General features: G+C 66.4%; 29 protein-coding genes and 7 tRNA genes. 13 read left to right on the forward strand and 23 right to left on the reverse strand.

All coding sequences use genetic code 11. The features are described 5' to 3' along the window. Window positions 1-8: 8 nt before the first annotated feature. A complete protein-coding gene (locus TVB01_RS04260) occupies window positions 9-554 on the forward strand; it encodes a GNAT family N-acetyltransferase (protein WP_422454381.1) in 546 nt (181 codons plus the stop codon). Here TVB01_RS04260 and TVB01_RS04265 read toward each other — a convergent pair. The 11 genes from TVB01_RS04265 to TVB01_RS04315 form a co-directional block, all read right to left on the reverse strand. Continuing rightward, on the reverse strand, window positions 551-1,138 hold the full coding sequence (locus tag TVB01_RS04265) for a V-type ATP synthase subunit D (protein WP_422454382.1): 588 nt from the start codon (window positions 1,136-1,138) through the stop codon (window positions 551-553). The two genes, TVB01_RS04260 and TVB01_RS04265, sit on opposite strands and share 4 nt — an antisense overlap. Next, window positions 1,135-2,538, reverse strand: a complete 1,404-nt coding sequence (locus TVB01_RS04270; RefSeq protein WP_422454383.1) for a V-type ATP synthase subunit B — start codon at window positions 2,536-2,538, stop codon at window positions 1,135-1,137. Before TVB01_RS04270 ends, TVB01_RS04265 begins: the two co-directional genes overlap by 4 nt. Beyond that, a complete protein-coding gene (locus TVB01_RS04275) occupies window positions 2,535-4,304 on the reverse strand; it encodes a V-type ATP synthase subunit A (RefSeq protein WP_422454385.1) in 1,770 nt (589 codons plus the stop codon). The genes TVB01_RS04270 and TVB01_RS04275 overlap by 4 nt, the downstream gene beginning before the upstream one ends. Beyond that, on the reverse strand, window positions 4,292-4,816 hold the full coding sequence (locus TVB01_RS04280; RefSeq protein ID WP_422454386.1) for a hypothetical protein: 525 nt from the start codon (window positions 4,814-4,816) through the stop codon (window positions 4,292-4,294). Before TVB01_RS04280 ends, TVB01_RS04275 begins: the two co-directional genes overlap by 13 nt. Then, complete coding sequence (locus TVB01_RS04285) at window positions 4,813-5,049, reverse strand: hypothetical protein (protein WP_422454388.1); 237 nt, start codon at window positions 5,047-5,049, stop codon at window positions 4,813-4,815. The genes TVB01_RS04280 and TVB01_RS04285 overlap by 4 nt, the downstream gene beginning before the upstream one ends. After that, window positions 5,046-5,498 carry an ATP synthase subunit C gene (locus tag TVB01_RS04290; protein ID WP_227896954.1) on the reverse strand — a complete coding sequence of 151 codons (453 nt, stop codon included), beginning with the start codon at window positions 5,496-5,498 and terminating at the stop codon, window positions 5,046-5,048. The genes TVB01_RS04285 and TVB01_RS04290 overlap by 4 nt, the downstream gene beginning before the upstream one ends. After that, window positions 5,495-6,832: a V-type ATPase 116kDa subunit family protein gene (locus tag TVB01_RS04295; RefSeq protein ID WP_422454390.1), complete on the reverse strand. Its 1,338-nt coding sequence runs from the start codon at window positions 6,830-6,832 to the stop codon at window positions 5,495-5,497. The genes TVB01_RS04290 and TVB01_RS04295 overlap by 4 nt, the downstream gene beginning before the upstream one ends. Then, on the reverse strand, window positions 6,819-7,805 hold the full coding sequence (locus TVB01_RS04300) for a hypothetical protein (protein WP_422454391.1): 987 nt from the start codon (window positions 7,803-7,805) through the stop codon (window positions 6,819-6,821). Before TVB01_RS04300 ends, TVB01_RS04295 begins: the two co-directional genes overlap by 14 nt. Continuing rightward, entirely contained in the window at window positions 7,802-8,254 is a 453-nt protein-coding gene (locus TVB01_RS04305) for a hypothetical protein (protein ID WP_422454393.1), read from the reverse strand. The genes TVB01_RS04300 and TVB01_RS04305 overlap by 4 nt, the downstream gene beginning before the upstream one ends. 234 nt (window positions 8,255-8,488) lie before the next feature. Beyond that, entirely contained in the window at window positions 8,489-8,953 is a 465-nt protein-coding gene (gene msrB, locus TVB01_RS04310) for a peptide-methionine (R)-S-oxide reductase MsrB (RefSeq protein WP_422454394.1), read from the reverse strand. Between the two features lie 47 nt (window positions 8,954-9,000). Further along, window positions 9,001-9,492: a hypothetical protein gene (locus tag TVB01_RS04315; RefSeq protein WP_422454396.1), complete on the reverse strand. Its 492-nt coding sequence runs from the start codon at window positions 9,490-9,492 to the stop codon at window positions 9,001-9,003. Window positions 9,493-9,585: 93 nt separating this feature from the next. On the opposite strand from TVB01_RS04315, the gene TVB01_RS04320 reads away from it, so the two are divergent. From TVB01_RS04320 to TVB01_RS04340, 5 genes are all read left to right on the forward strand, one after another. Next, window positions 9,586-10,836: an alpha/beta hydrolase family protein gene (locus TVB01_RS04320; RefSeq protein WP_422454397.1), complete on the forward strand. Its 1,251-nt coding sequence runs from the start codon at window positions 9,586-9,588 to the stop codon at window positions 10,834-10,836. Between the two features lie 225 nt (window positions 10,837-11,061). After that, on the forward strand, window positions 11,062-11,445 hold the full coding sequence (locus tag TVB01_RS04325) for a DUF1304 domain-containing protein (RefSeq protein ID WP_422454399.1): 384 nt from the start codon (window positions 11,062-11,064) through the stop codon (window positions 11,443-11,445). A gap of 186 nt (window positions 11,446-11,631) precedes the next feature. After that, complete coding sequence (locus tag TVB01_RS04330; RefSeq protein WP_422454401.1) at window positions 11,632-12,276, forward strand: hypothetical protein; 645 nt, start codon at window positions 11,632-11,634, stop codon at window positions 12,274-12,276. Window positions 12,277-12,788: 512 nt separating this feature from the next. After that, window positions 12,789-14,441: an HNH endonuclease gene (locus tag TVB01_RS04335; protein ID WP_422454402.1), complete on the forward strand. Its 1,653-nt coding sequence runs from the start codon at window positions 12,789-12,791 to the stop codon at window positions 14,439-14,441. 222 nt (window positions 14,442-14,663) lie between these two features. Then, a complete protein-coding gene (locus TVB01_RS04340) occupies window positions 14,664-15,152 on the forward strand; it encodes an FBP domain-containing protein (protein ID WP_422454404.1) in 489 nt (162 codons plus the stop codon). Here TVB01_RS04340 and ybaK read toward each other — a convergent pair. The 3 genes from ybaK to TVB01_RS04355 are packed head-to-tail and all read right to left on the reverse strand — an operon-like array spanning window position 15,149 to window position 17,108. Continuing rightward, window positions 15,149-15,655, reverse strand: a complete 507-nt coding sequence (gene ybaK / locus TVB01_RS04345) for a Cys-tRNA(Pro) deacylase (RefSeq protein WP_422454406.1) — start codon at window positions 15,653-15,655, stop codon at window positions 15,149-15,151. The two genes, TVB01_RS04340 and ybaK, sit on opposite strands and share 4 nt — an antisense overlap. A 4-nt stretch (window positions 15,656-15,659) precedes the next feature. Then, window positions 15,660-16,163: a SufE family protein gene (locus TVB01_RS04350; RefSeq protein ID WP_422454408.1), complete on the reverse strand. Its 504-nt coding sequence runs from the start codon at window positions 16,161-16,163 to the stop codon at window positions 15,660-15,662. Between the two features lie 39 nt (window positions 16,164-16,202). Further along, window positions 16,203-17,108, reverse strand: a complete 906-nt coding sequence (locus TVB01_RS04355) for a sulfurtransferase (protein WP_422454409.1) — start codon at window positions 17,106-17,108, stop codon at window positions 16,203-16,205. Between the two features lie 144 nt (window positions 17,109-17,252). Here TVB01_RS04355 and zapE point away from each other — a divergent pair, with 144 nt between their 5' ends. Beyond that, window positions 17,253-18,308 carry a cell division protein ZapE gene (gene zapE, locus TVB01_RS04360; RefSeq protein WP_422454411.1) on the forward strand — a complete coding sequence of 352 codons (1,056 nt, stop codon included), beginning with the start codon at window positions 17,253-17,255 and terminating at the stop codon, window positions 18,306-18,308. A 98-nt stretch (window positions 18,309-18,406) separates the two neighbouring features. Here zapE and TVB01_RS04365 read toward each other — a convergent pair whose 3' ends face one another. The 8 genes from TVB01_RS04365 to TVB01_RS04400 form a co-directional block, all read right to left on the reverse strand. Beyond that, a complete protein-coding gene (locus TVB01_RS04365; protein ID WP_227896908.1) occupies window positions 18,407-18,664 on the reverse strand; it encodes an antitoxin in 258 nt (85 codons plus the stop codon). A gap of 54 nt (window positions 18,665-18,718) precedes the next feature. Further along, window positions 18,719-19,162: a hypothetical protein gene (locus TVB01_RS04370; RefSeq protein ID WP_227917136.1), complete on the reverse strand. Its 444-nt coding sequence runs from the start codon at window positions 19,160-19,162 to the stop codon at window positions 18,719-18,721. Window positions 19,163-19,262: 100 nt separating this feature from the next. Further along, window positions 19,263-19,339: transfer RNA gene (locus TVB01_RS04375), tRNA-Gly, on the reverse strand. A gap of 4 nt (window positions 19,340-19,343) precedes the next feature. Next, window positions 19,344-19,415 (reverse strand) — tRNA-Val (locus TVB01_RS04380). 48 nt (window positions 19,416-19,463) lie between these two features. Further along, window positions 19,464-19,537: transfer RNA gene (locus tag TVB01_RS04385), tRNA-Gly, on the reverse strand. 35 nt (window positions 19,538-19,572) lie between these two features. Further along, window positions 19,573-19,644: transfer RNA gene (locus TVB01_RS04390), tRNA-Val, on the reverse strand. Between the two features lie 26 nt (window positions 19,645-19,670). Then, window positions 19,671-19,741 (reverse strand) — tRNA-Cys (locus TVB01_RS04395). Between the two features lie 40 nt (window positions 19,742-19,781). Continuing rightward, window positions 19,782-19,855 (reverse strand) — tRNA-Gly (locus tag TVB01_RS04400). Window positions 19,856-20,031: 176 nt separating this feature from the next. Between TVB01_RS04400 and TVB01_RS04405 the strand changes: the two genes are divergently transcribed. The 6 genes from TVB01_RS04405 (at window position 20,032) to rpe (ending at window position 24,828) form a co-directional block, all read left to right on the forward strand. Continuing rightward, window positions 20,032-20,103, forward strand: a tRNA-Val gene (locus TVB01_RS04405). Between the two features lie 81 nt (window positions 20,104-20,184). Next, the gene (locus tag TVB01_RS04410; RefSeq protein WP_422454414.1) at window positions 20,185-21,075 is read left to right on the forward strand and encodes a cytochrome; all 891 of its coding nucleotides are present in this window, start codon (window positions 20,185-20,187) and stop codon (window positions 21,073-21,075) included. A gap of 61 nt (window positions 21,076-21,136) precedes the next feature. After that, complete coding sequence (gene def, locus TVB01_RS04415) at window positions 21,137-21,709, forward strand: peptide deformylase (protein WP_422454415.1); 573 nt, start codon at window positions 21,137-21,139, stop codon at window positions 21,707-21,709. Between the two features lie 12 nt (window positions 21,710-21,721). After that, window positions 21,722-22,651, forward strand: a complete 930-nt coding sequence (gene fmt, locus TVB01_RS04420) for a methionyl-tRNA formyltransferase (RefSeq protein ID WP_422454418.1) — start codon at window positions 21,722-21,724, stop codon at window positions 22,649-22,651. Further along, window positions 22,648-24,132 carry an RsmB/NOP family class I SAM-dependent RNA methyltransferase gene (locus TVB01_RS04425; protein WP_422454420.1) on the forward strand — a complete coding sequence of 495 codons (1,485 nt, stop codon included), beginning with the start codon at window positions 22,648-22,650 and terminating at the stop codon, window positions 24,130-24,132. Before fmt ends, TVB01_RS04425 begins: the two co-directional genes overlap by 4 nt. Before the next feature lie 9 nt (window positions 24,133-24,141). Further along, window positions 24,142-24,828, forward strand: a complete 687-nt coding sequence (rpe, locus tag TVB01_RS04430; protein ID WP_422454422.1) for a ribulose-phosphate 3-epimerase — start codon at window positions 24,142-24,144, stop codon at window positions 24,826-24,828. Here the strand turns inward: rpe and TVB01_RS04435 are convergent. Continuing rightward, window positions 24,825-25,661, reverse strand: coding sequence for an SMP-30/gluconolactonase/LRE family protein (locus TVB01_RS04435; RefSeq protein ID WP_422454424.1), 837 nt, complete (start codon window positions 25,659-25,661; stop codon window positions 24,825-24,827). The genes rpe and TVB01_RS04435 overlap by 4 nt on opposite strands. Between the last annotated feature and the right edge of the window lie 20 nt (window positions 25,662-25,681).

Here is a 25,681-nt window from a genome sequence, read left to right on the forward strand (position 1 = left end):
CTTCGGCCATGACTTTTAGTTTCCTGCCCATGGTGAAGTCCGGCGATGAGACCCGCGCGCTGGTGCAGTTCCTGACCTCAAACCGTTTCCCCTTCCACGTTATGCCGGCCCATTCCGAGGAGTCAGCCAGGAAGCTCGTGGAGGAAGGACGTTTCTGGAGCGGGGAATCAATCGGGTTCTGGATCGACAACGGTCCAGAACGCATTGGCCTGGTGGTCCTGGACGATCTGGAAGAGGACAGCCCCATGTTCGACCTGCGGCTGGCGGAGGAATTCCGTGGCCGCGGCATGGGCGTCCAGGTGCTGAAGGAACTGTGCGCCATGGTCTTCGACCGGTTTCCGGAGATTGTCCGGTTTGAAGGGCAAACCCGTGAGGACAACATCGCGATGCGCAGGACGTTCCTGCGTGCCGGGTTCCTGAAGGAAGCGCATTACCGCCTGGGCTGGCCCACCGCTGACGGCACCCGCGTGGCGTCCGTTGCCTACGCCATCCTGCGGCAGGACTGGGAGAACCAGGAGATCACGCCGTTCGACTGGGAAGACATTTCCGCCTAGACGGCCCCCGCAGCCCAGCGCAGCCGGAGGCTTTCCTCGAGTTCCTGTTCAGCGAGGCTGCGCTGGATGCGTTCGAGTTCCGCTTCGAGCCGGGGAACCCACCGGTTCTCGACGGCGCGCTGCCGGGTGCGGGTCTCGGCGAGTTCCCTGGTGACCAGCAGCAGCGCCCGCGCGTCAGCGGCGTGGACCACGGCAGCGGCGAGCGCTTCCCGATGCGATGCGGCAGCATAGGCGAGCGCTGAGGATCCTGCGGGAGGGACCTGCGCAGGCAGGGTGACCGAGGCGCCCTCGGGGTAGCGGATTCCCATCGCGCCTCCCCAGACGATGCCGGCTGCGGCATACGAATCCGGAACGGCCCCGTGCATGCGCCCCAGCCCGTCCATGGCCAGGGTGCGGGACAGCCACAGCGCTGCGTTCCGGGCCGCATGTTCCCACGCCAGCCTGCTCTGTTCCGCTTTTTCCTGCCGGTTGCTGATCGCGATGCGCAGGATCTGCTGCTTGCGGTCCAGGAGTTCCGCGCCGCGGCGGGCAGTTTCGAGCCTGCGCTCCACTTCGGCCCGTGCAGCCCGGCCCGAGCCGCTCACAGCCGGGCACCGCCGACCGGTCCGGGCAGGTAGCGGTCCAGCAGTTCGGGGGAGAGCATGCTCAGCTCACGCCGCGGAAGAACTGCCAGCGCCGTCCAGGCTATGGACAGGGTGTCTTCCAGCGAACGGTATTCGTCGCGGCCCTGGTTCAGCAGCTTCTCCTCCACCACGGAGCGGAACTCAATGTAGGCGCGGTCAGCTTCACCCAGCGCTGCCTGCCCCACGAGCTCGGCCAGCTCGGAGGCCTGCCGGGCACGGGCCATCGCGGCCAGCACCTGTGCCGCCACGTCCAGGTGGTCTTCCCGGGTCCGTCCCTTGCCCGCACCGGACCGCATCAGCCGGGACAGGGAAGAGAGCACATCCACCGGGGGATAGATGCCGCGGGCGTCGATGTCGGGGGAAAGGACGATCTGCCCTTCGGTGATATACCCGGTCAGGTCAGGTACCGGGTGGGTCATATCTCCCGAGGGCATGGTCAGCACCGGCACCACGGTGACCGATCCTTCGCGTCCCTGGACCCGGCCGCAGCGTTCGTACAGGGTTGCCAGGTCGCTGTAGAGGTAACCGGGATAACCCCGGCGGGCAGGGATCTCCTTGCGCGCCGCGGAGACTTCACGCACGGCCTCGGCGTAGCTGGTCATGTCACTCATGACCACCAGCACGTCGCTGCCCTCCTCATAGGCCAGGTGCTCGGCGATGCTCAGCGCGATCCGGGGAGTGAGGATGCGCTCAATCACGGGATCATCGGCGGCGTTCAGCAGCAGCACCAGTTCTCCGGCGGCGGAGCGCTCCTCCAGCCGGTCCCTGACGTAGGCGATGTCCGCGTGGGTCATGCCCATCGCGGCGAAAACCACCCGGAAGTTCCGCCCGCCGGTGCGTGACTGCGCCGCAATCTGCGTCGCCAGGGTCAGGTGCGGCAGGCCGGGGACGGAGAAGATGGGCAGCTTCTGGCCGCGGACCAGGGTGGTGAGGGCATCGATAGCGGACACCCCTGTGATGACGGCTTCCTGCGGGGGTATCCGGTACACGGGATTCAGCGGCCAGCCGCTCACGGGCTCGGAGGTTTCCGACGTGACGGGCGGCCCGCCGTCGAGCGGCACCCCGCGGCCGTTGCACACCCGCCCCAGCCACTGCGGACCCACCGGGATGTGCAGCGGTTTTCCCTGGAACCGCACCGAGATGCCGCCCGGCTGCAGCCCGCCCGTTCCTTCCAGGACTTGGAGGACAGTTTCCTCACCGTCGATTTCCAGGACGAGTCCGTGCCGTTCTTCGCCGCCGTCGACCTCCACTGTGGCGAACTCATCCCAGCCCACCCCCTGGGTCTCGCCGAGGATCATCAGCGGCCCGCGCAGCTCACGCACGTCGCTGTAGGAGACAAGGTTCCGGGGGTCCGGGTTCATTGCAGCTCCTTCAGTCCGGCCAGGAAGGCTCCGGCGCGCTCGCTGACGCCGGCGGCGTCGTCAGGTCCCGCCGCTTCACGCAGGCGCAGCAGGGGAGAGAAGTCGTAGCTGTCCACGCTGGAGGCAGGCACCCCGGAAGCCACCAGCTGCTGGCAGGCATCGATCGTGTCCAGCACCGCCTGCAGCAGGGCCGCCCCCTTGGCGGCGGAGCAGTAGCCGTCATTGGCGCTCAGGGCGTTCTGCACCAGCACGCCGTCGCGCAGCAGACGCCCGCCCAGCAGGATCATTTGCTCGTGCCCCGGCAGGGAAGCGGCACCGATGATTTCCGCGAGCGCTGAAAGCCGGTCAGCTTCGGCGAGCACCAGGGCGGCCCGGGCACGGCGACCGGCCCATTCCGGGTCGCCGTTGGCGGCGTGCCAGCGGCCCAGGGACTCGGCATCCCGGGAGAAGGAACCCCGCCAGCTGACCGCAGGGTAGTGCCGGGAGTAGGCCAGGTCCCGGTCCAGCTGCCACAGCGAACGGACGAAGCGCTGGGTCCCGGTGGTGACGGGTTCGCTCATGTCGCCTCCCGGGGGTGAGACGGCGCCGATGACGGTCACTGACGCGGTCGCCCCGCCCAGGGTGGTAGCCAGCGACGCCCGCTCGTAGAACGCCGCAAGCTCCGAGGCCAGTGAGGCAGGATAGCCTTCCTCCGCCGGAAGATCCCCGTTGCGGTTGGCGAACTCGCGCAGCGCCTCGGCCCAGCGTGAGGTGGAATCGGCGATGACCACCGCGTGGTATCCCATGTCCCGGAAGAATTCGGCGACGGTGACTCCGGTGTTGATGCTGGCTTCGCGCGCCATCATCGGCATGTTGGACGTATTGGCGATGATCACCGTCCTGTCCAGCAGTGCGCCGCCGGTGCGCGGGTCCTCCAGATGGCTCAGGCCGTCCAGCACGTCGGCCATTTCGTTGCCGCGCTCGCCGCAGCCCACATAGATGATCACGTCGGCGTCGGACCATTTGGCGATCTGCTGCAGCAGCAGCGTCTTCCCGGTACCGAATCCGCCCGGGACGGCCGCAGCCGATCCCCGCGGCAGCGGATACATCAGGTCCAGCACGCGCTGGCCGGTGTGCATGGGGACCGTGTCGGAGAGCCGGGAGGCAACCGGGCGCGGCCGGTGCACCGGCCAGCGCTGGGAGAGCGGGACATCCTGTCCGCCCACCACCGCCACGCGGTCCAGAGGTCGCAGCTGACCGGAGGCCAGGAAGCTCACCTCGCCCGAAGTCCCCGGGGGAACAGTGACGCGGTACTCCACGCTGCCCGCTCCGGGAACAGTTCCCAGCACGGCTCCGGCAGCGACCGTATCCCCAACCACTGCCCGCGGCTCGAATGTCCATTCCCGGTCCAGGACCAGGCGGTCTTCAGCCGATGCTTCCCGGTCCGCCGTCAGCCACATCGGGGCGGAGGAAAGCGGGCGCAGCAGCCCGTCGAACACTTGTCCCAGCAGGCCGGGTCCCAGCAGTGCGGAAAGCTGGTACCCGGTGCCCACCGCCGCATCGCCGGCCTTCAGCCCGCCGGTGTATTCATAGGCCTGCAGGGTGGCTTCGGTGCCGTTGATGGCAATTGTCTCGGCTGATATCCGGGAGGGGCCCAGGGAGACCAGTTCGAGCATGGACACGTTCGGGAGACCGCTGACTTCAACCAGCGGTCCGCTGACGCGCCGTACCCGCGCGGTCTGGGGTCCGGTGTCCCTGCCGTGATCCTCAGGATTCAGTTCTGCCACAGGGTGCGCACCTCCCCGGCGTGCCGTTCCAGCGCCGCGTCCGCGAGCGCCGGAAGTGAAAGATTGACGCTCCGCGAACCAAGCCTGCCGATGATTCCGCCTTCCGGAGCTTCTTCCAGCTGCGCCTGCCGGCCGAGCAGTGTCCGTGCCTGGTCCCGCAGGGCATCGAGAAGCCGCGGATACCGCGGGTCGCTGCGCAGCTGTTCCATCTCCGCAAGGACCTCGGAGCGCAGCTGTTCGCGCAGCTCCTCTTCCTGCGAGAGGACGATTCCGCCTGCCCTCCGGCGCAGGCGTGCCGAGCGGAGCGCTGCCTCGGTGCGGGCGGCGTCACGGCCGGCGGCGTCTGAACGGCTGCGGATACTGTCCGCTTCCTCCCGCGCCCGTCCGCGGATGTCCCCTGCCTGCCGGGTGGCCGTGTCCACGATCTCCCGTGCACGTTCCTCCGCGTCCCGCCGAATGGCTTCGCGGACAGGTTCCAGCGCGGGTCCGGCGCTGCGCGGCAGGGCGCTCATGAGGGCAGCGTGATCGTCAGCGGGCGGTCCGGATCGTCAAGGAGTCCGGCAAGGGCGGCAGCGCAGGGGGGTGTCAGGAGGACGACGGCGGTGTCCTCGGGCAGGTGCTCCCAGGCCAGTCTTGCTTCCACGGGCGTGCGGGCGGCGTGCAGCCGTGCCCCGGCGAGCTCATAGCCTGCCAGCACCTCCGGTTCCCCCAGGGCCGCCACGACGCCGGCAGCCGGGGACGTCATGCCTGTCCAATCAGGATGATCGAGATAATCAGTCCGTAGATGGCGATGCCTTCGGCGAGGCCTACCACCACCATGGCCCGGCCGAAGATCTCCGGCCGTTCACTCATGGCAGCCAGCGCAGCCGAACCCGTGTACGCGACGGCGATGGCCGCCCCGATAGAGGAACCGGCGACGGCGATGGCCGCCCCGATCAGGGCCGCACCGGAACTGTCACTGCCGTCGGTGGCCATGGAAACCGCTGCTTCCGCGGAGCCACCCGAGGCGGAGGCCGGGGCAGCCGCGAAGGCTGCGGCCAGCAGGGCCAGCGCACCGGCCATGATCAGGGCATTGACCCCGAGCATGACCTTGATGCCGGCGCGCTGCCGGCGGCGCAGGACATACAGTGCTCCTCCGGCCAGCAGGACGGTAACGATGAGTGCCAGTGGTATTCCGGCAAACCAGGGATTCATGGCGTTTGCCTTTCGGGGTGGGGAACAGCGGGCGGCTCGGAGGATGGACCGGGGTCAGCGGACTCCGGCAATTCAGGGCTCCACGGTTTGAAGGGCCGTCCTTCCTCCGTGAAGACGCGGGAAAAAAGTTCGTAGTACTCCAGCCGCAGTGCCTGGATGCCGGCGACCAGGCCTTCCAGCGCGAAGGTGATGGCGTTGCCGATAAGGAAGACCAATACGGCGAGGACGGCACGCCAGTCCGGGTGCCACAGCGCCGTCGTGCCCTGCCAGACAATGGACATCAGCGCTGCGTGGGTGAGGCCGAAGGCCGCCAGACGGGTAAAGGAAACCAGGTTCGAGCCGAGCTGGATGACCGTGTCCACCAGCTCCACGGAAGCCTGCACGCCGCCGGTGGCACCGCCTCCGGCTTCCACGAAGAGCCCGATGAAAATCAGCACCAGGGCCAGCCCGGCCAGCACGGCGGCGGCAATGACCATGGCGGGTATCCCGGCCAGGAGCCCGCCAGCCAGGAGTCCCACGGCCAGGAACAGCATGGCTCCGGCAAGCCCGCTGCGGGCGTAGAGGGCATACGCCCAGCCCCCTTCCCGGACACGGTTGATGGTGCCGACGGTGTACGCGCCTGCGAGCAGCACGGCACCGAAAATCAGCGCTGCGATGAGCAGCGGGATGGGATTCTCCACGGGTTCGAGCCAGAGCACCGGAATGACGTGGGTGGGCCCGAAGAATTCTCCGTAAAGGATGCCGAAGAACACAGCGGCCATCCCTGCCCCGAAAATGAAGAGCCATGTGCGCTGGAATCTCCGCAGTGCCGGGACCAGGCCGGAGCGCACGAGCAGCCCAAAGAGGACCAGCAGCAGGCCCTGGCCGGCGTCGCCGAACATCATCCCGAACATGACCACGTACGCCAGCCCGGCCAGCCGGGCCGGATCCAGGTCCGCGTACGGAACAGTGGTGTACGTGTCCACCAGGAGCCGTGACAGCCTGGGTGCCTGCCGGGGGCGCCTCTCGTTGCCGGTCAGCAGCGTGGGGGGCTGCACGCCCCGGGGGGTCTTCAGCGGAACAACTCCGGCTCCCAGGGGTGCCAGCGTCCCCTGCAGTTCGCGCAGCCGCCGTGCCGGCGTCCACCCGACCAGTCCGGACACCGGGCCGTTTTCCACGGCAGCTTCCGCTGCCCGGTCCAGTTCCTCCGGACCGTTGCCCGGGGTGTAGGGCAGGTCCAGTTCGACGGCGGAGCTGCGCGCGACTTCGGTGAGGGCCTCCCGCCTTCTCTCGGTGGGGGTTATGACGGCTACCCGTTCCATCCGGACCGGGCTGAGGGTTTCACGCCACGGCATCGAGCACCTCGCTGCCTCCTCCTGCGGACGCGGCCGCGAGCGCAGCCCGCATCCGCCACGCATCGACGGCCAGGACAGCTACGGCTCCCACTGCGGTGTCTGGGCCGGGCAGCCCCGACCTCAGCAGACGGAAGGCGTCTCCCTCGACCCGGACCTGCAGGGCCGCTTCGGCGCGCCAGAGCCCAGTGGGGTCCTCGACGCCGTCCAGTACCGGAGCGGCTGCCGCCGGAAGGGCGGCACGGAAGGACGCGACGTCGTCCGCCGTGGACCAGGTGCCCCCAATCAGGGGCTGCAGCAGCATGCCCAGCCGGTCCGGGATCTCCGGCATGTTTCCGGTTCCCGTTGCCTGCGGGACCAGTATCCGGCGGGCTGCGAGCAGCGCCGCTTCGGCGACGGCCCAGCTCCGCGCCTGCGGAACAGCAGCGGCCAGCCTGCGGAGCCAGACGGCCGTCAGGGTATCGGCCATCGTGTCCGGGCTGCCGGGATTGCCCCAGGGGCTGGTCCGGAGCAGCTCCGCAAGCTCCGCTGTCGAGCCGGCAGCGGAAAGCCGCGGCCAGGCGGTCGCCAGTCCGCCGAGTTCGAAATATTCGGGAAGCGGAACACTGCGGTGGAGCTCCCGGGCGCCGTCCTCGCCGGCGGACTGGTCGGTGGACTCCGCGAGGCGGCGGGCGAGGAGCAGGATGTTCACCAGTTCAAACGCGGCTCCGGCCGCATGGACCATGCGTGCCCCCGAGACAGGGACCCAGCCTGCCAGGACCCGCAGCTGCCACAGCACGCTGCGGCGGGTCGCGTCCTGGGCTGCGGCCAGGTCCCTGGCTCCTGCCAGGTCCGCCGCATATGAGGTGCTGCTCAGTACTTCCAGGGCCTGATCGAGGCTGGGCTGCGCCGCAGCTTCGCGGCACAGGCCCGCCCCGGCACGCCGCCGCGCCATCGCTTTGGCCCGGACCGTCGCCGCCACCCAGTCGGACCTCATGGGCCCTGCCTCGGTGCGGCGTCCGGGCCCAGGTAGTCCTGGACCACGGAGGCGGCGATCCTTTCGGCCAGCTGGGTGATCCGGCCCGCTGCGCCCTCCGAGATGCTGGCCGCGCGTTGCCGGGCCTGGTCCAGGCGTTCCTGGTCACGTACCGCAGCCGCCTGCGAGACCTGTTCGGCGGCCCGCGCCCGGACCGCACCGGAATCCAGCCGGGCCTGGGCGACGTCGGCGTCCGCCTGGCGACGGGCACCGGCGAGGACGGTGCGTGCCTGTTCCCCGGCCGCTTCAAGGAGCTGCCGCGCCGCTTCGACGTCGGGCTTCAATGCTTCGAAAACCGGGAGCAGTTCGGCTGCGGTTCCTTCATCGTCCGCTGAGGGCACTCCTACCGGTCCGGAGGGACCGGGTGCCCCGACCGGCCGGAACCGATCCAGGATGGTTGGCCGCGCCATGTCTCATGCACCTCCCAAGGATTGGCATGCGCTCGAGCGTTGTGCCGGACGGTTTACTCCTCCTTGGCTGCTGCCTCTTGGCGAAGGCTGGGCCGCATCTCGGGGTCTTGGGGCCTCCGCACCGGACGCAAAAGCCCGCCGTACGCTGGTCCGAAAACGTGTTTGACCGTCATTCGAGCGTACGGCGGGCTGCAGGGGCGCACAATGGCAGGGCAGCAAGTGCCCGTCCGGGCGTCAGTTCCCGCCGGTGTCCTTGGGGACAAGCTTGATGGAAATCGAGTTGATGCAGAAGCGCTGGTCGGTGGGGGTGTTGAATCCCTCGCCTTCGAAGAGGTGGCCCATGTGGGAGTCGCAGTTGGCGCAGCGCACCTCGATGCGGTCCATCCCCATGGAACGGTCGTGCAGGTAGCGGACCTTTCCTTCTGCCAGCGGTGCGAAGAAGGACGGCCACCCGCAGTGGGAGTCGAACTTCTCGTTGCTGGTGAACAGTTCCGCACCGCAGGCACGGCAGGCGTAGACGCCCTCAGTCTTCGTGTCCCAGTACTCCCCGGTGTACGGACGTTCTGTTCCGGCCTTGCGGAGGACCTGGTACTCGGCCGGCGTGAGTTCGCTGCGCCACTCGTCGTCGGACTTCTGGACGGGGACTTGGACCCCGGCTGCGCCTTCAGGCTTGCTTGCGTTGATTCCTGTATCGCTCATAACCGCCTCAACGTTCCAGGGGCTGCAATAATTTCGCGTGCCGCCAGCTACGAACCTCCGATGAAGCTCGAGCCGGAGTACAGGTGGAGGACCGGCACTCCGAGCCGTTCCTGTGCTTCATTGGCCCAGTCGGTGCGGAACGTGTCCTCGACGGCGTGCGGTGTCGTGATCACGACGACCTGCTGGGCGCTGGAGTTCTTGGCCTCCTCCACCACCGCCTGCACCGGGTTCTCGCCGGTAACCCTGCCGTCGGCGTCGAACCCCAGCCCGCGCAGCAGGTCCAGGGACTCGGCCAGTTCCTGTTCGGCTGCTTTTACTTCCTGCTTCGCGGTCGGATGCGGCCCCGCAATGTTCCGGTACGCCGCAGCGAAATCGAGGAGGCTGAGGTTATCCAAGACGTCCACGAGCATGTTCCGCCCCGGATCGGACGGAACCAGGACCTCAAAGCGGACGGGATTGTTTTCAGCGAGGTAGCCCAGGTTACGGGCATCTGCTTCGTTCAGGGGTTCTTCGGTGAGCACCACGATCGTCGGATTCATCCCGCCAGCCTAGCTTCAGCGCCCGTCGGGTGAGAAGGACCAGCTGCGGCACGGGTTTTCCGCCCCTGCGGCAAAGTCAGTCACAATGTAGGCATGCAACTCTCAGCTTCCGCAGCGCCCGCACAGGCCGTCTCAGCCCAGACCGCGTCCTGGGTGAAATGGACCGCCTTTGGCGCCGGCATGGGAATGGCAGCCTCGACTGCCGTCCTGGCCGCGACGTCCGGCCTGGCCGTGTATTTCGCCCGGCAGATTGTCACGCCGCGCCGTGCCCGGGATGAGAATCTCGAAATCCTCGCTGTGATCGATACCCCCGAGGGACAGCAGGTCATCCTTCCGGCTAATGCCGACACCACGGCTGAGGGCTCCTACGGCCTGTATTTCGACGGCGGCACCGGCTACGCACGGATCGGAGCCATCCGCTCCTACGTTCCCCGCGAAGGGACAGTGCAGCGCGACGTCGAACGTGTCTACTCAGGGGACCTGGCCACCGCCGTACGGGGCTGGTGGTCCGGGACTATCCATCCCACCCCGTCGGACGCCGGTTTCCCGCAGGAAGACGTGGAGATCGACGTCGAGAACGGCAAGGCTCCCGCGTGGCTGGTGCGCTCGCTGGATGCAACGGACACCTGGGCCATCATGGTGCACGGCAGGGGAGCCCAGCGCACGGAGACGATCCGGGGACTCGGTGCCGCCCGCAGTGCCGGCATGACGAGCCTGCTGATTTCCTACCGGAACGACGGCGAAGCGCCCTACACCTCGGACGGCCGCTACGGCCTGGGCCTGACCGAATGGCGCGACGTCGAAGCAGCCATCCGCTATGCCCTGGACCACGGTGCGCGGGACGTTGTCCTGTTTGGGTGGTCCATGGGCGGAGCGATTGCCTTGCAGACCGCTGACAAGTCCCCGCTGGGCCGGCACATCCGGGCACTGGTGCTGGACGGTCCGGTGGTGAACTGGGTGGAGGTTCTGGCCCATCACGCCCGGTTGAACCGGATCCCCGCACAGGTAGGCCGGCTCGGGCAGTGGCTGATTTCCAACGCAGCCGGGCGGACGCTGACCGGACTTGCTGCTCCGCTGGACCTGAAGAGCATGGACTGGGTTGCCCGTGCCGAGGAGATCCGCACACCGGTGCTGATCGTGCACAGCGAGAGGGACGAGTTTGTTCCGGTGGGACCGTCTGCCGACCTCGCCGAAAAGAACCCGGATCTCGTGACATTCGTGCGTTTCCCCGACGGTGGACATACCCGCGAATACAACACCGACCCCGTGCGCTGGGAAGAGGCCGTTGCAGGATGGCTGCAGACCGCGCTGGGCCGGACCCGGCGGCCCGGGGAGCACCGCTAGGCAGGGGAGCACCGCTAGGCAGGGGAGCACCGCTAGGCAGGGGAGCACCGCTAGGCAGGGGAGCACCGCTAGGCAGGGGAGCACCGCTGGGCCTGGCGGTTCTCCGCTGGGGCAGCGGGATTTGCAGCGCCTGAACCGGGTTTGCGGCGCCTCATTGTGGCGGCCGATGCCGGATGCGAGCATGAGGGAAGCCGGAAGGGTTCTCCGACACCGGTAGGAGGAACCATGCTCGTAGCTGCATCGGTCTTCGCGCTTATTGCCGCTGCCATCCACGTCTACATCTTTGTGCTGGAGTCCATCAGGTGGACTGCCCCGGCAACCATGGAGCTGTTCCGGATCCCGGACGCAGAACAGGCAGCCCACACCCAGGCGCTCGCCTATAACCAGGGTTTCTACAACCTATTCCTTGCCATGGGCGCAGTCGTGGGAGTTCTCCTTCTGGCCAGGGGGAACATCCCTGTGGGTGCTTCGCTGATCGGGTTCGCTGCCGTGTCGATGATGCTGGCCGGTGTTGTGCTGCTGGTGAAGGACCGCCGCATGCTCCGGCCTGCGCTCATCCAGGCCGTTCCGGCGTTTTTGGCGCTGGTGTTCCTTATTGCGGGGATTTGAGGCGCGCAGGTTTCCTCCGCAACCCCCTTGCCGGCCCACCGCTCACTGGCGCCCCCCCTGGCGCCGCCGTCGGGCCTGAGGACAGCCCGTGCTAGATTGCGCCTGGTAATGAGCGTGTCCGGGAGTCCGCATGCACATGTGGGACTTTCGGGGGATCAACAGGGGGAACTGGTGGGGGCGGGACCTGTGAGTGGAACATCAGCGGGAGCGATGCCGCCGGCAGGGACAGCTGCCGGGGCGGATGGCGGAGCGTTGGCCGCTGACTCCGAAGAGGCTGGAAGGGCTGCCGATGCTGCTGCGGGCGCCTGGCTGATGTGTGCAGTGGGTACAGGCGCGGTGCTGGCACTGCTTCATGAACTGAGCGGCAACGGCGTCTTTAGGCCGCTGTGGGCTCCGGTTGACCTGTCAGCGGTCCTGCCCGGGGCGTTGTATCCGCTTCGCGTCATTCTGCCGTTGCTGGTGCCTGCGTTGCTGATCTTCTGCGCGTACTTCTTCGTCGCTCGTCTGGAGAGCAGTCTGAACGCGCGCCGGCAGCGCGGTGCACTGGCCCTGCTTGGGTTTGCTGCTCTGTTCATGTCGCTTCTGCTCGGCAGCGTGACGTTCAGCGGGGTGTATGGCATGGCGCTCCTGGCACTGGCAGTTCGTACGCGGGACACCCTGACGTCGGCCACCGGCGTGATGGCCCTCGCTGCGTATGCCTGGACGTCGTTTGTGCCTATTGGGTGGGAGGTCCTTCCGGTTCTTTGCTTTATGGCCGTGGCGGCGTTTAGTGGGGCCTGGCGTGTCGGGAAGGGATACCGGGCGTCCGCGGCTGTGCATGGAGTTGGTTAGCTGGGTGGTTGGGTGAGCTGTTGAAGTTCGGGTGCCTGGGTGCCTGAGTGCCTGGGTACTGAGTGCCTGAGTGAAGTTAGGTGAGCTGGGCGGTGACAGTGCCCGGTTGCAGCCTAGGAAGGATTAGCGGCGGGGCCGAGCCGGATTGTGCCCAGGTTCGCCTCGTTGCGACTAGCCATTAACCTTGGTCGGACCGTGCCTGGATGGGTCGAGCGCGCCGAGCATCCCCGTGCCAGACTGGGGTCACAGGGCCGGTATGCATCTTGTCGGTTTTCCCGTCCTCCACAGTTCCAGTGCCGGCCGTTGGTCCCAGGCATTATCCCCAGCTCTGGTGGACACTCTCCCATTGAGGCGCGAGGTCACGCCTGCGGGAGGGGAGGGGGAATCGCAGGGGACGAAACGGGTAATGGAACCCGTAGGTTTCCGTCTGTCGGAGTGCACATTCAGCTCATAGACTCGAACACATGTTCGAATCATTCACGGTAAGTCCTGCTGGCCCGAGTCCAGGTGTCTTGAGTTCTGATGGCCCGAGTGCTGGCTGCGACCGTGCTGCCCGGGGACTTGGATTCAGCGGAGATTCCTCGAGCACCGTCTCCCGGGCATCGCTTTCATCCGAGAAGGTTAGGGCCTTCTCCACCGCGCTCGCAGATGCCGACCTTTCAGAAACGGCGGACCCGCAGCTCATTGATTTGATGCGGGTGTTGGAGGAGCTGAAGTCTGCTGCTGCAGCGGTGCAGGCCCGGGCAGCGGCAGCGTTTGATACCTCCCAGCGCCGGGCGCAGTCCCGTGCCGGTGTTCCGGCTGAGCATCTTGGCCGCGGCGTCGGAGCGCAGGTAGCCCTGGCCAGGCGCGATTCCCCGCACCGGGGAAGCCGGCACCTGGGTTTTGGCAAGGCACTGTCCAACGAAATGCCCCACACCCTGGCGGCCCTGTCTTCCGGAGTGCTCAGTGAATGGCGGGCCACACTGCTGGTCCGGGAAACCGCCTGCCTCGATGTGGAGGACCGGCGCCGGGTCGATGAGCTGATCTGCAAGGACCCTGCCTCCCTGGAAGGTGTTGGCGACCGCAGGCTGATTGCCCGGATCCGCTCCATCACCCAGGCCATTGATCCTGCGTCCCAGGTCCGCCGCAACGCCAAAGCCGTGTCCGACCGGTATGTTTCCTGCCGTCCGGCGCCGGACACCATGTCCTACCTGACCGGTCTGCTGCCGGTGGCCCAGGGAGTGGCGGTGTATGCGGCACTGTCCCGGGCAGCGGATTCCCTGCGTGCCTCCGGGGATGAACGCGGCCGGGGACAGATCATGGCCGACACCCTCGTCGAACGCGTCACCGGTCAGGACACTGCGGACCGGGTACCGGTCGAGGTGCAGCTCGTGATCACGGACCGGACCCTGCTCTCTGGCGTCCTGTTCCCTCAGTGCCAAACCGGTGCGGACCGTGTTCCGGGTACACCGGCGACCGGACCCGATACACCGGCGTATTTCCCTGGGTACGGGATCGTCCCCGGTGCGTGGGCGAGGGAAGTGATCCGCTCCGGACTAGGAATTGGGACCGGAGCAGGCAAGGAGACTTCACCACCAGATGAAGGTTCATCCAGCCACCCGTTTCGGGACACATCAGGGTTGCCGAAAGCGGAAATCTCCAGCGGGGCACCTGCGCCGGAGCATCCGTCCTTGGTTAGCCTGCGCCGCCTGTATCTTGATCCGGACTCCGGAGAACTGGCTGCCATGGAGTCCAAGGCCCGGGCTTTCCCCGCCGGACTTGCACGGATGATCCGCACGCGGGACCAGACCTGCCGCACCCCTTGGTGCGATGCACCGATCCGGCATATCGACCACATCCAGCCCCGCGCCGACGGCGGACCCACCAGCTACGCCAATGGGCAGGGACTCTGCGAAGCCTGCAACCAGGCCAAAGAGGCACCCGGCTGGAACGCAACCGCTGTCAGCTGGGGCGACATCAGTGCCAGCGAACACAGTGCAAGCGAACAACCTTCAGGTTTTCCGGGACGAGGCAGCTGCTCAGCAACAGCTACAGCCGCACCGGCCCTGTCCCGCCCCGGCAAGACGCCACGCCGACACACAGTCCGAATCACCACGCCTACCGGCCACGCCTACACCTCCTCGGCGCCTCCGTTGCCGGGGGCAGCGATCACAGCTGGCTAGGCGGGACCTGTAAGCTTTTCCCATGATCGTTTCGGTAACCGTCTGCGGAAGTGCAGCGGAAGGGCTGGTGGGCTTCGGGCCCTGCTGTGCGGCACGCTCCTAGCCCGCACACCACCAATTGCAGGTTCAGCCCCCAATAGCGGGCTGGCAGCCCGTGCCACACCACCTGTACGGCAGCCTGCACCAGCGCTCCCTGAGCAACCCGAAACGAAAGCCTGTTACATGAAAGCCCTGACCCAAGCTGCCATCCGCAAGTCCTTCATCAACGCCAGCCGGTCCCAGACCGCGGCAGTGAACTTCCCCTCCGACTTCGATTCGATCGACTGGGAGAACATTGACCAATACGGCTGGCGGGACCACAAAATGCCCCAGCGCGCCTATCTGGTCCTGGATGTGGACGGCAAAACCACCACTGTCCTGCTCCGCGCCCCCGAACTGGTCTCGGCCAGCAAGAAAGCACTCTGCGCCCTCTGTGAGGACCTGGAAAGCGACGACGACGTGTTTATGTTTGTTGCGCCCAAGGCAGGGCCCGCCGGAAAGAACGGCAACTCGGTGGGAACGCTGATCCACAGCAACTTCTCCTGCGCACAGAACGTCCGCTCCGAGCCAAAGCCGGATCCGATCCACCCCGACCCCGAACTCGTCAAGGCCGAGCGTGCACGGCGCCTGCAGGAGCGGACCGTACAGTTCGTCCGGAAAATCCGCAGTTAGTCCCTGTACACCGCGATCGGCCCGGTCTGCGCTTCCGTGAGGCGGATCAGGTCGAAAGGGGAGAGCTCGATCTCGAACCCGCGGCGGCCGCCGGAGACGTAGATGGAGTCCAGCAGTTCTGCGCTGGCATCAATAACCGCGGGGGAGTGGTGGCGCTGCCCCAGCGGTGAGATGCCGCCCACCACGTAGCCGGTACGCCGTTCTGCCTCCGCACGGTCGGCAAGGGAGACCTTCCGCACCCCCAGCATGGACGCGACCTTCTTCAGGTCGAGCATGGCAGCAACGGGAACCATAGCTACCGCAAGGCGGTTCTCCAGCGACACCATGAGTGTCTTGAAGACTGCTTCCGCCGCGACCCCGAGCTTCTCGGCTGCCTCAAGCCCATAGGACGGGGTGGACGCGTCGTGGTGGTAGCTCATGGTCCGGTAGGCGACGCCGGCAGCATCCAGGGCATGGGTGGCCGGCGTCGCGCCGTGCCCGCTTTTCCTGCTGCTGCCGGCCATCGCCTTACCTCCCCAGTCCGGCGGCGGAAGCGTCAGAGGACCCGGCGTTTGCCAGCTCTGCGACCTTCCGCTTGATCCGGCCCAGCATGGCCGACATGCCGCGCATCCGCAGCGGAGTGATCGCCCGGGTCAGCCCCAGCCGGTCCGGCACATCGGCCGGGACTGCCAGAATCTCGGCAGCGGAAAGCCCGTTCAGGCCCTCGTGCAGCACACCGGCAAAGCCGCGCGTGGTGGGCGCTTCAGGCGGAGCCGAGAAGAACAGCTCAACGGCATGCTCGGGACCGTCGGCAACCTCGACCGTCAGGAACAGCGGGGACTGGCATTCGACAACCTGCTCCAGCATTTCCGGGTGGTCCGCCAGGCGGGCCGGAAGAGCCGGAAGCGACCGGGAGAACTCAAGCAGCAGCTCAAGCCTCTCCGGCTCAGCCATGGCCTGAAAATCGTCAATAATCTCTTGAAGGGCGGCCGGAACGGCCGAATCAGCGGAGGAAGGAACAGCGGTGCTCATAAAACCAGTTACTTTCGGTTGAGGAGTGCAGGTAGCGATCTATCGCCGGGCCGGCGCGGGACCCGGTTCGGTGCCCCGGACGATCGGAACGCGTACTGCGTTGCCCCACTCCGTCCAGGACCCGTCGTAGTTGCGCACCGAATCGAAACCGAGGAGGTGCTTGAGTACAAACCAAGTATGGCTGGAACGCTCACCGATCCGGCAGTAGGCGACGACGTCGTCCCCCTCCTTCAGGCCCGCTTCGCCGCCGTAGAGATCCTGCAGTTCCCGGCGGTCGCGGAACGTGCCGTCCTCGGCTGCGGCTTTGCCCCAGGGTACGGACACGGCAGTCGGGATGTGCCCGCCCTTCATGGCACCTTCGTCCATGTAATTCGGCATGTGCGTCCGTTCGCCGGAGTACTCGGCGGGGGAGCGGACGTCGATCAGCGGTCCGGTACCAAGATGGGCCAGGACATCGGGCAGGTAGGCGCGGATGGGCGCATCATTGCGTTCGACAACGGGATAGTCGACGGCGGTGACCAGAGGCTTGTCTGTGGTGATCTCGCGGCCTTCGGCGATCCACTTGTCACGGCCGCCGTCGAGCAGCCGGACGTCTTCGTGGCCGAACAGGGTGAACACCCAGAGGGCGTAGGCAGCCCACCAGTTGCTCTTGTCGCCGTAGATCACCACGGTCGAATCGCGGCTCACGCCCTTTTCGCCCATGAGTTTGGCGAAAGCTGCGCCGTCGACGAAATCCCGGGTATCGGCGTCGTTCAGGTCTGTGTGCCAGTCGATCTTGCGGGCTCCGGGGATGTGGCCGGTGTCGTAGAGCAGGATGTCCTCGTTGGACTCCAGCACCACCAGGTCCGGTGAATCCAGGTTCGCGGCCAGCCATTCGGTGGACACGAGCTTTTCCGGATGGGCGTACTCGGCGAACTTCGGATTCGGATCTGCGGGCAGCGGCATGGATGTTCCCCTTTGGGTCAGGCGGCAGGTTTACTACCAAGCCTAACGATCTGTACGTCCTAAAACTTCCTTGGGGACCACTCATCCGCCGCAGTGGCGTATCGTTGCTACGGCAGCAAATGCCGGTACCCCTAGCAGAATCGGATGGATAGTTTGGGCGCAGCAGGACAAGTGGAGCAGCTGACAAAGCGGACTCCCCAGGTTTCCACGGACGAACTCCTGCAGGGCTTCTTCCCCTCGCCCAGGTTCGGAGAAGTCTCCTTCGACAGCTACATTCCGGATCCGGCACAGCCCTCGCAGGCCGAGGCAGTCGCCGCGATGCGTGCCTTCGCCCAGAACGTTGATACTCCCGCCCCGAGCGGCTTCCGCAAGCTGTTCGGCGCGAAGAAGCCTGAGACGAAGGCCGGGTTCTACCTCGACGGCGGCTTCGGTGTGGGCAAGACCCACCTGCTCGCCTCACTTTTCCACGCGGTGGAGGGGCCTAAGGCCTTCGGTACCTTCGTGGAGTACACCAACCTCGTGGGCGCGCTGTCTTTCCGCAAGACGGTTGAGGCCCTCTCGACCTACAAGCTGGTCTGCATCGACGAATTCGAACTCGACGATCCCGGAGACACGGTCCTGATGTCCCGCCTCATGCGGGAACTGTCCGACGCCGGCGTCAAGCTCGCGGCGACGTCCAACACCCTGCCCGGTTCCCTGGGTGAGGGCCGCTTTGCGGCCGTCGACTTCCAGCGCGAGATCCAGGTACTGGCGGACCAGTTCGACGTCGTACGGATCGACGGCGAAGATTACCGCCACCGCGGCCTGCCGGAGTCACCGCCGCCGCTCGACGACGCCGGCCTGGCTGACCGGATCGCCGCGGAGTTCGACGGAAAGACCGTAGCCGAGGACGACTTCGCCGACCTGGTGGCCCACCTGGCCGACGTGCACCCCAGCCGCTACCGCCAGCTGATCGACGGAATCGACGCTGTGGCCTGGCACAACGTGCACACCATCTCGGAGCAGTCCGTGGCGCTGCGCTTTGTGGTCCTGGCCGACCGCCTTTATGACAAAGACGTTCCGATCCTTGCCAGCGGCGTTCCCTTCGACCAGCTCTTCACCAAGGAAATGATGGCCGGCGGCTACATGAAGAAGTATTTCCGTGCCGTCTCCCGCCTGACGGCGCTGGCCCGCGAAGGCCAGACCGGCGAGGCATCCTAGCCAAAAGCCCAGTCGAAGCAGCCGCAGCCGGTGCTTAAACGACGAAGGTCCTGATCCCGCGAAAAGCGGGACCAGGACCTTCTGCCGTGCTCTGAGACTTATACGGCCGGAGGAGTCTGTCCGGTTTCGGGTCCCTTGCCCGGTCCCTGGTTGCGGTCGATGTTCTCTACCGCTTCAGAGGCCTTGGCCTGGAAGCCATCGATTTTGTCGGAGTACTTGCCGCCGGTCTTCTGGTCAACAAAGTTCCCCGCATGGTCGATGCCGCCCTTGATCTTGTCGGCGTTCTCGCCCACAAGCTCGGTGGCCCTGTCCTTCAGCTCTCCGGCCTTGCCTTTGAGCCCGTCAAATACAGACACGGATCACCTCCCTTCCAGCCGGGGAGGCCCTTACGCCTCCCGTTCGCTTCAATGCTAAGCCTCCTGATGGATTACACCAATGGATTCAGCTGAGGGAATATCCGGTTCCAGGACCGGCGCATTCAGTTCGGTAATGTCCCGGTGGAGTTTCCAGCTTCCGGAGACCCTCCGCCAAGATTCCATCAGCAGCGCCCGGGCGATGACCTGTGAGTCCCTGCGGTAGCTCATCTCGTAAAAGACCACGGCTTCATCCTCGCCGCGCATCCCCACGGTGCGGTGGCTGGCATGGACGGTGGATCCCTGCATTCCCCGGACTACCTGCGCGAATCCGTCCTTTGCTTCGGCAGTCTCAAACTCGGAAATGGATGTGGCGTCCTGCCCTACCCACCCGTGGTATTTCGGTGCCAGGAACGCGTAGACGGGTGTGGCATCCCCAGTTGCCATCCCCTCGTTCCAGGCAGCTATGTACATGTCGTGAAAATCGTCCGTTTTCCCCATGGCGCCGAATCTAACACGCTGTTGTCCCTAGTCAGCGCTACAAACCGGTATGTGAAGACAAAAAAGAACCAGGCCCGGAAGGGGCCTGGTTCCTTTTTCGTGGAGCGGACGACGGGATTCGAACCCGCGACATCCACCTTGGCAAGGTGGTGCTCTAGCCAGCTGAGCTACGTCCGCAGAGTGCGCGATACTGGGATCGAACCAGTGACCTCTTCCGTGTCAGGGAAGCGCGCTACCGCTGCGCCAATCGCGCCTGATACTGACTGGTTCCGAAAGAATTCCGGTGCCTTCAGTACAGGAGAGCGGACGACGGGATTCGAACCCGCGACATCCACCTTGGCAAGGTGGTGCTCTAGCCAGCTGAGCTACGTCCGCAAATGAATATCCAACACACAAGGTGCTGAACCTCGTGCGCGATACTGGGATCGAACCAGTGACCTCTTCCGTGTCAGGGAAGCGCGCTACCGCTGCGCCAATCGCGCCCATAAATGGGTTGTGCATGTAACCGAGGTGGGGACGGGATTCGAACCCGCGTATACGGCTTTGCAGGCCGCTGCCTCGCCTCTCGGCCACCCCACCGTGACCAGCTTTTTGAGGGCCGGAAATACAGTGACTTGCGAGCGGACGACGGGATTCGAACCCGCGACATCCACCTTGGCAAGGTGGTGCTCTAGCCAGCTGAGCTACGTCCGCATGTTGGCGTTCCAGCGGCGAACTCCCGCTTTCCAACGAAGAAAAACTCTATAGGACGTTTCGAAGTTCGTCCAATCGGCGCGCTTTGCGCATTCACCCCCAAGCGGGTTTTGACGAGGCACGATTGTGGGCTAGCATCTTTAGACGTTGCAGCACTTCAAAGGCAACTCCCGCAAGGGCGATTGGCGCAGTGGTAGCGCGCTTCGTTCACACCGAAGAGGTCACTGGTTCGAACCCAGTATCGCCCACAGAAATACGCAGACAGGCACCGGAACAGCTCCGGTGCCTGTTTTTGCTTAAAGGTCAGACCCGGGTGACAGACTGTTGATATGACTGAACCAGCACTGGCGCACACTACCGAGTTCGGGCGCATGTACTCGCGCTCCCTGTCCGAACCTCCTGCGGTTCCCTCAATCACCACTGTCATCGCCCAGGGCAGCACCTCCCTGGACGGCTGGCACAGCTATATGGCGGCCAGCGCTGTCGTTAAGCATCCAGGCCTGGGACAGGCCCTCGGCAACCAGGCGCAGCTGAAGACCATCGTCAAGGAGGCCTCCCGCGCGTCCGAACGCTACCGCGACGCCGCTGCCGAACGCGGCACCCGCGTCCACTTCTACTGCGAGCAGGTAGCACTGCGGGCACTCGACCAGCCGCACCAGCTTGCCGAAGCCCGCGAAAAGCTGGCCGAGCACGGCGAGCACCAGTTTGCCGACCGCTTCGACGAATGGTGGCAGCTCTACCAGGTGAAGCCCCTGGCCGCGGAAATCACCGTCTGGAACCACGAGCTCGGTTACGCAGGAACCCTTGACCTGGTCGCCAGCATTGGCGGCCGGCTGTGCCTGATCGACTACAAGACCAAAAACACCGACCGCGACGGGCAGGTCAAACAGCTCGATGACAAGGTCGTGATGCAGCTGGTCGCCGGCATGAAAGCGGAAGAATCCCTGGTCGACGCGGGGCGGGGGGAGTGGGAGCCGTGGGCCTACGGCGAGCAGCCGCTGCTCCTTGGCGTCGCGGTGGGGCAGACCGAAGTACGGCCCATGCGTGCCAACCCTGACGTGCTTCCGCAGCACTGGTACAAATTCTGTGCGCTTCGGCGGGTCTGGCAGACAAATTACGACGTCGCTGCGGCCGGCCGGGCGCTCCTTCCGATCGCTCCGCCGCCGGTGCAGGCCTCCGGCGCCCATGCAGTTCCCGCCGGGCAGCCTGCGCACAACTAGACTTAGGTTCAGCACGAGGACTTAGCGCTACAGAGAAATAAGAGTAAGGAACACACTCCAGATGGCAATCCTGACGATTCGGATCATCGGCGACCCCGTCCTGCGGACTCCCGCTGAGGAAGTGACGGAGTTCGGTCCGGAGCTCGCCAAGCTTGTGGCCGACATGGAAGAGACCATGGAGGACGTGGAAGGCGCCGGGCTCGCAGCACCCCAGGTGGGCGTTAGCCTCCGTGTCTTCACCTACCGGATCGACGGCGTTGCCGGACACATCGTGAACCCCGTCCTGGAACTCAGCGAAGACCGCCAGGAAGACCAGGTCGAGGGCTGCCTCTCCATTCCCGGCCTGGGCTACCCCGTGCCCAGGTACCGGTGGACCCGGGTGACCGGCCAGGACAAGGACGGCAATCCCGTCACGGTGGAGGGCGAAGGAATGCTTGCCCGCTGCTTCCAGCACGAGACCGACCACCTGGACGGCATCCTCTACATTGACCGGCTCGAGGGCGAGGACCGGAAGGCCGCGCTTCGCGCCATCCGCATGGCCGACTACGATTCCATTGCCGAACGCACCGTCACCCAGCGCGCCCAGACCGTCGGATCCAGCTTCGGCACCTTCGGACAAAGCACGGGAGCGTAAGCAGGCGTGGCGATGCGCGTACTTTTCGCCGGGACGCCCGCTGTGGCGGTCCCTTCCCTGAACGCCCTCCTCGACGCCGGATTCGACGTCGTCGGCGTTCTCACCAGACCCGATGCGCCGCTGGGGCGCAAGCGCGTGCTGACTCCGTCACCGGTCGCAGCCCGCGCCGAAGAACTGGGCCTTCCGGTGATCCGGGCGGACAAAATCGACGACGACGCCGTTGCCGCCATTGCGGAACTTGCGCCGGATGCCGCTGCGATCGTTGCCTACGGGGCACTGATCCCCGAACGCGCCCTGGCCATCCCGGCGCACGGCTGGATCAACCTGCACTTCTCCCTGCTCCCGGCCTGGCGCGGGGCAGCTCCGGTCCAGCATTCCATCATTGCCGGTGACGAGATCACCGGGGCGAGCACTTTCCTGCTGGAAAAGGGCCTGGATACGGGGCCGGTCTTCGGGCAGCTGACCGAAACCGTGGACCCCGCACTGACCAGCGGGGAACTGCTGGAACGGCTCTCGCACAGCGGTGCTGTCCTGCTTGCGCAGACCCTCGCCGCGGTCCAGACAGGGAAGGCCGTTCCGGTTCCGCAGAGCGGGGACGTGACACTGGCTCCCAAACTGACGATCGAAGACGGACACCTGGACTGGCAGCAGCCTGCCCTGGCGCTCCGGCGCCGGATCAACGGCGTCACCCCGGAACCCGGGGCCTGGACCATGTGGGACGGAGCCCGGTTCAAGATCGGTGCTGCCGTGCCGCGGCCGGATGTCACTGACCTGGCCCCCGGCCAGGTGCGGCTGGGGTCCGGCAGCGGAGCCGAAGCCCTGGTGGGAACCGGAAGCACGGCACTGGAACTGACGCTGGTCCAGCCGGCCGGCAAGAAAATGATGCCTGGACCCGATTGGGCCCGGGGACTAGGCCAGCGTGAGGACGTGGTTTTCGAATGAGCAGCACCGAACGCAATGCGAAGGGCCACGAGCGCAGCCGGCCCAAGGTCCGCAGCCATACCCAGGCCGCGCCGTCGCAGCGGACCCGTGCGGCGGATCCTGCCCGGCTGGTCGCTTTCGAAGTGCTCCGTGCCGTCTCCGGCGAGGATGCGTACGCCAACCTGGTGCTGCCTAAGAGCATCCGCAAGCACCGGCTGGATAAGCGCGACGCCGGTTTCGCCACCGAGCTGGCCTACGGCGCCCTGCGCGGCCAGGGCACGTATGACGCTATCCTTGCCCGCTGCGTGGACCGCCCGCTGGAGAAGCTGGACCCTGCCGTCCTGGATGCCCTGCGGATCGGCACCCACCAGCTTCTGGCCATGCGGGTTCCGGCCCATGCGGCCCTGGACCAGACCGTGGGCCTGGCCCGCGCCGTGATCGGCGCCGGACCGTCTGCCTTGATCAACGCGGTGCTGCGGAAGGTCGCAGCACGGGACCTGGGGGAGTGGACCGCGCTGCTGACCGAAGGCGACACCGACGCCATCCGCCGCGCGGCGATCGAGCAGAGCCACCCCGAATGGATCGTCCGTGCGCTCCGCCAGTCACTCGTCGCCCACGGCCGCAGCGTCGAGGAAATCGACGACCTGCTGCGGGCCGACAATGACGCGCCCGTCGTGAACCTCGTTGCCCTGCCCGGACTTGGGGACCTGGACGAGGCCCGGGCAGCCGGCGCTGTAGACGGGGAACTGGTCGCGGATTCGGCACTGTTCTCAGCGGGCGATGTCGGGCGGCTGGAATCTATCCGGGCCGGAACCACCCGGGTCCAGGACGCCGGCTCCCAGCTGGTGGCCCGTGCCCTGGCCGAGCTGGATCTGGACGGCGTTACTCCGGACGAGGACGGGGTGGAAAAATGGCTGGACATGTGTGCCGGACCCGGCGGCAAGGCTGCGCTGCTCGCCGCCCTGGCCCACGAAAAGGGAGCGGTGATCCTGGCCAACGAGCCCGCACCGCACCGCGCCCAGCTGGTCCGCCAGGCACTGGACGCCGTTCCCGGGGAAACCTGGAACGTGCGCACCGGGGACGGACGCACCGTGGCCGAGGACTACCCTGAGACCTTTGACCGCATCCTGGTGGACGCTCCCTGCACCGGCCTCGGTGCCCTGCGCCGCCGGCCCGAGTCGCGCTGGCGCCGCCAGCCGTCCGACGTCGGCGAACTGGGAAGCCTGCAGCGCGAGCTGCTGCTCACTGCCGTTGACGCAGTGAAGCCCGGCGGCGTGGTGGCCTACGTAACCTGCTCTCCGCACCCCGCCGAGACGAAGGCCGTCGTTGCGGACGTGCTGCGCCAGCGCAACGACCTCGAGTTGCTGGACGCCGGTGCCGCACTGGATGCCGTCAGCCTGACCGGTTCCCTCGGGGCCGGGCACGAATCAACGGCCCAGCTGTGGCCCCACGTCCACCAGACCGATGCCATGTTCCTGGCGCTGGTCCGCCGCAAAATCTAGGAGACCCCTGTGAGCCAGTGCTGCATCAACCCGAGCATCCTCTCCGCCGACTTCGTGAACCTGGAAGCTGAGCTGGAGCGGATCAGCTGCGCCGACGCCGTCCACGTGGACGTCATGGACAACCACTTTGTCCCGAACCTGACCATCGGCCTGCCGGTCGTGAAGCGGATCCAGGAGGTCAGCGGCCTGCCTCTGGACGCCCACCTGATGATCGCTGACGCTGACCGCTGGGCTCCGGCGTACGCCGAAGCGGGGCTGGCCTCAGTGACGTTCCACGTGGAGGCTGCTGCGGCCCCGATCAGGCTGGCGCGGGAACTGCGTGACCGGGGCGCGAAGGCCGGCATGGCTTTGAAGCCGGCTACTCCGGTGGAGCCGTACCTGGACATGCTGCCAGAGCTGGACATGCTGCTGATCATGACCGTGGAACCCGGTTTTGGCGGGCAGAAGTTCCTCGATGTGACCCTGCCGAAGATCCGCCGCGCTGCCGAGGCCGTCCGCGGCTCCGGCCTGCCGATCGCGATCCAGGTGGACGGCGGGATCGCCCCGGACACCATCGAGCGCGCTGCGGAAGCGGGGGCCACTGTGTTCGTTGCCGGCTCAGCGGTTTACGGCACACCGGATCCGAATGAGGCGATTGCGAAACTGCGGGCCCAGGCCAGCGCGGTAAGCCGCCCCGGCCAGGGGAGCCCCGCCTAGGGAAGTGCCGGCGGCCGAACCCGCTGCACCATGACGCGGCCGGTCTTCTCATAGCCGGGGTCCATGACCTGCGGCCACTGCGCGGTCATCATGAACAACAGGCCGCCGTCGTCACCGCCGGCGGCGCAGGAGAAGCAGCCATCCTCCAGGTCTATGGTCTGGAGGACCTCGCCGCCTTCCTGGACGCGGACACACCGTTCGCCCGGAACTTCAGCGAACCAGATGCCGCCGCTGCCGTCCCAGCTGATGCCGTCCGGGGCGCTGCCCTCCACTGCGGCCCACGTCCCGGCAGGTTCCAGGCTCCCGTCCGGACGGACCGTGAAAGAGCTCAGCCTGCCGGCGTAGGACTCGGCAACCACCAGGGTGTTCCCGTCTGCGGAAATCAGCATGCCGTTGGGGAAAGCCAGGTTTCCGGCGACCTGCCGGACTGAACCGTCCGGCCGGATGAGGGCGATCAGCCCGTTGTTCCGCGGCTCGCCCGCGTAGTCCTGCCCGATTCCGTTGACGTACATGTTGCCGGAGGGGTGGACGGCAATTTCGTTCCAGGGATGCGCCGACAACCCGCGGAGGTCCGCCAGCGGAATCAGCCCCGCGTGGGGGACTTCGAGAAGCACCGAACCGTCCGCCCCGGAAACGACCGCCATCCGCCCGTCCGGCAGCCAGTCAAAGGTGATCGGAAAGGAGGGCACTCCGGTGATCCGCCGCACGTTGCCGACAGCGTCCAGTGCCGAGATGGTGCCGGCGGTCCAGTCCGCAAAGTAGAACTCTCCGCCGTGCCAGCGTGCGGATTCGCCCATCCCCAATCCGGAAACCAGAGTTGTCGCCTGTTCCATCGAGGGAACCTCCCGCGCCT

Origin of the sequence: Arthrobacter sp. 7Tela_A1 (genome assembly GCF_049311065.1) — a bacterium.
Lineage (GTDB): Bacteria > Actinomycetota > Actinomycetes > Actinomycetales > Micrococcaceae > Arthrobacter_B.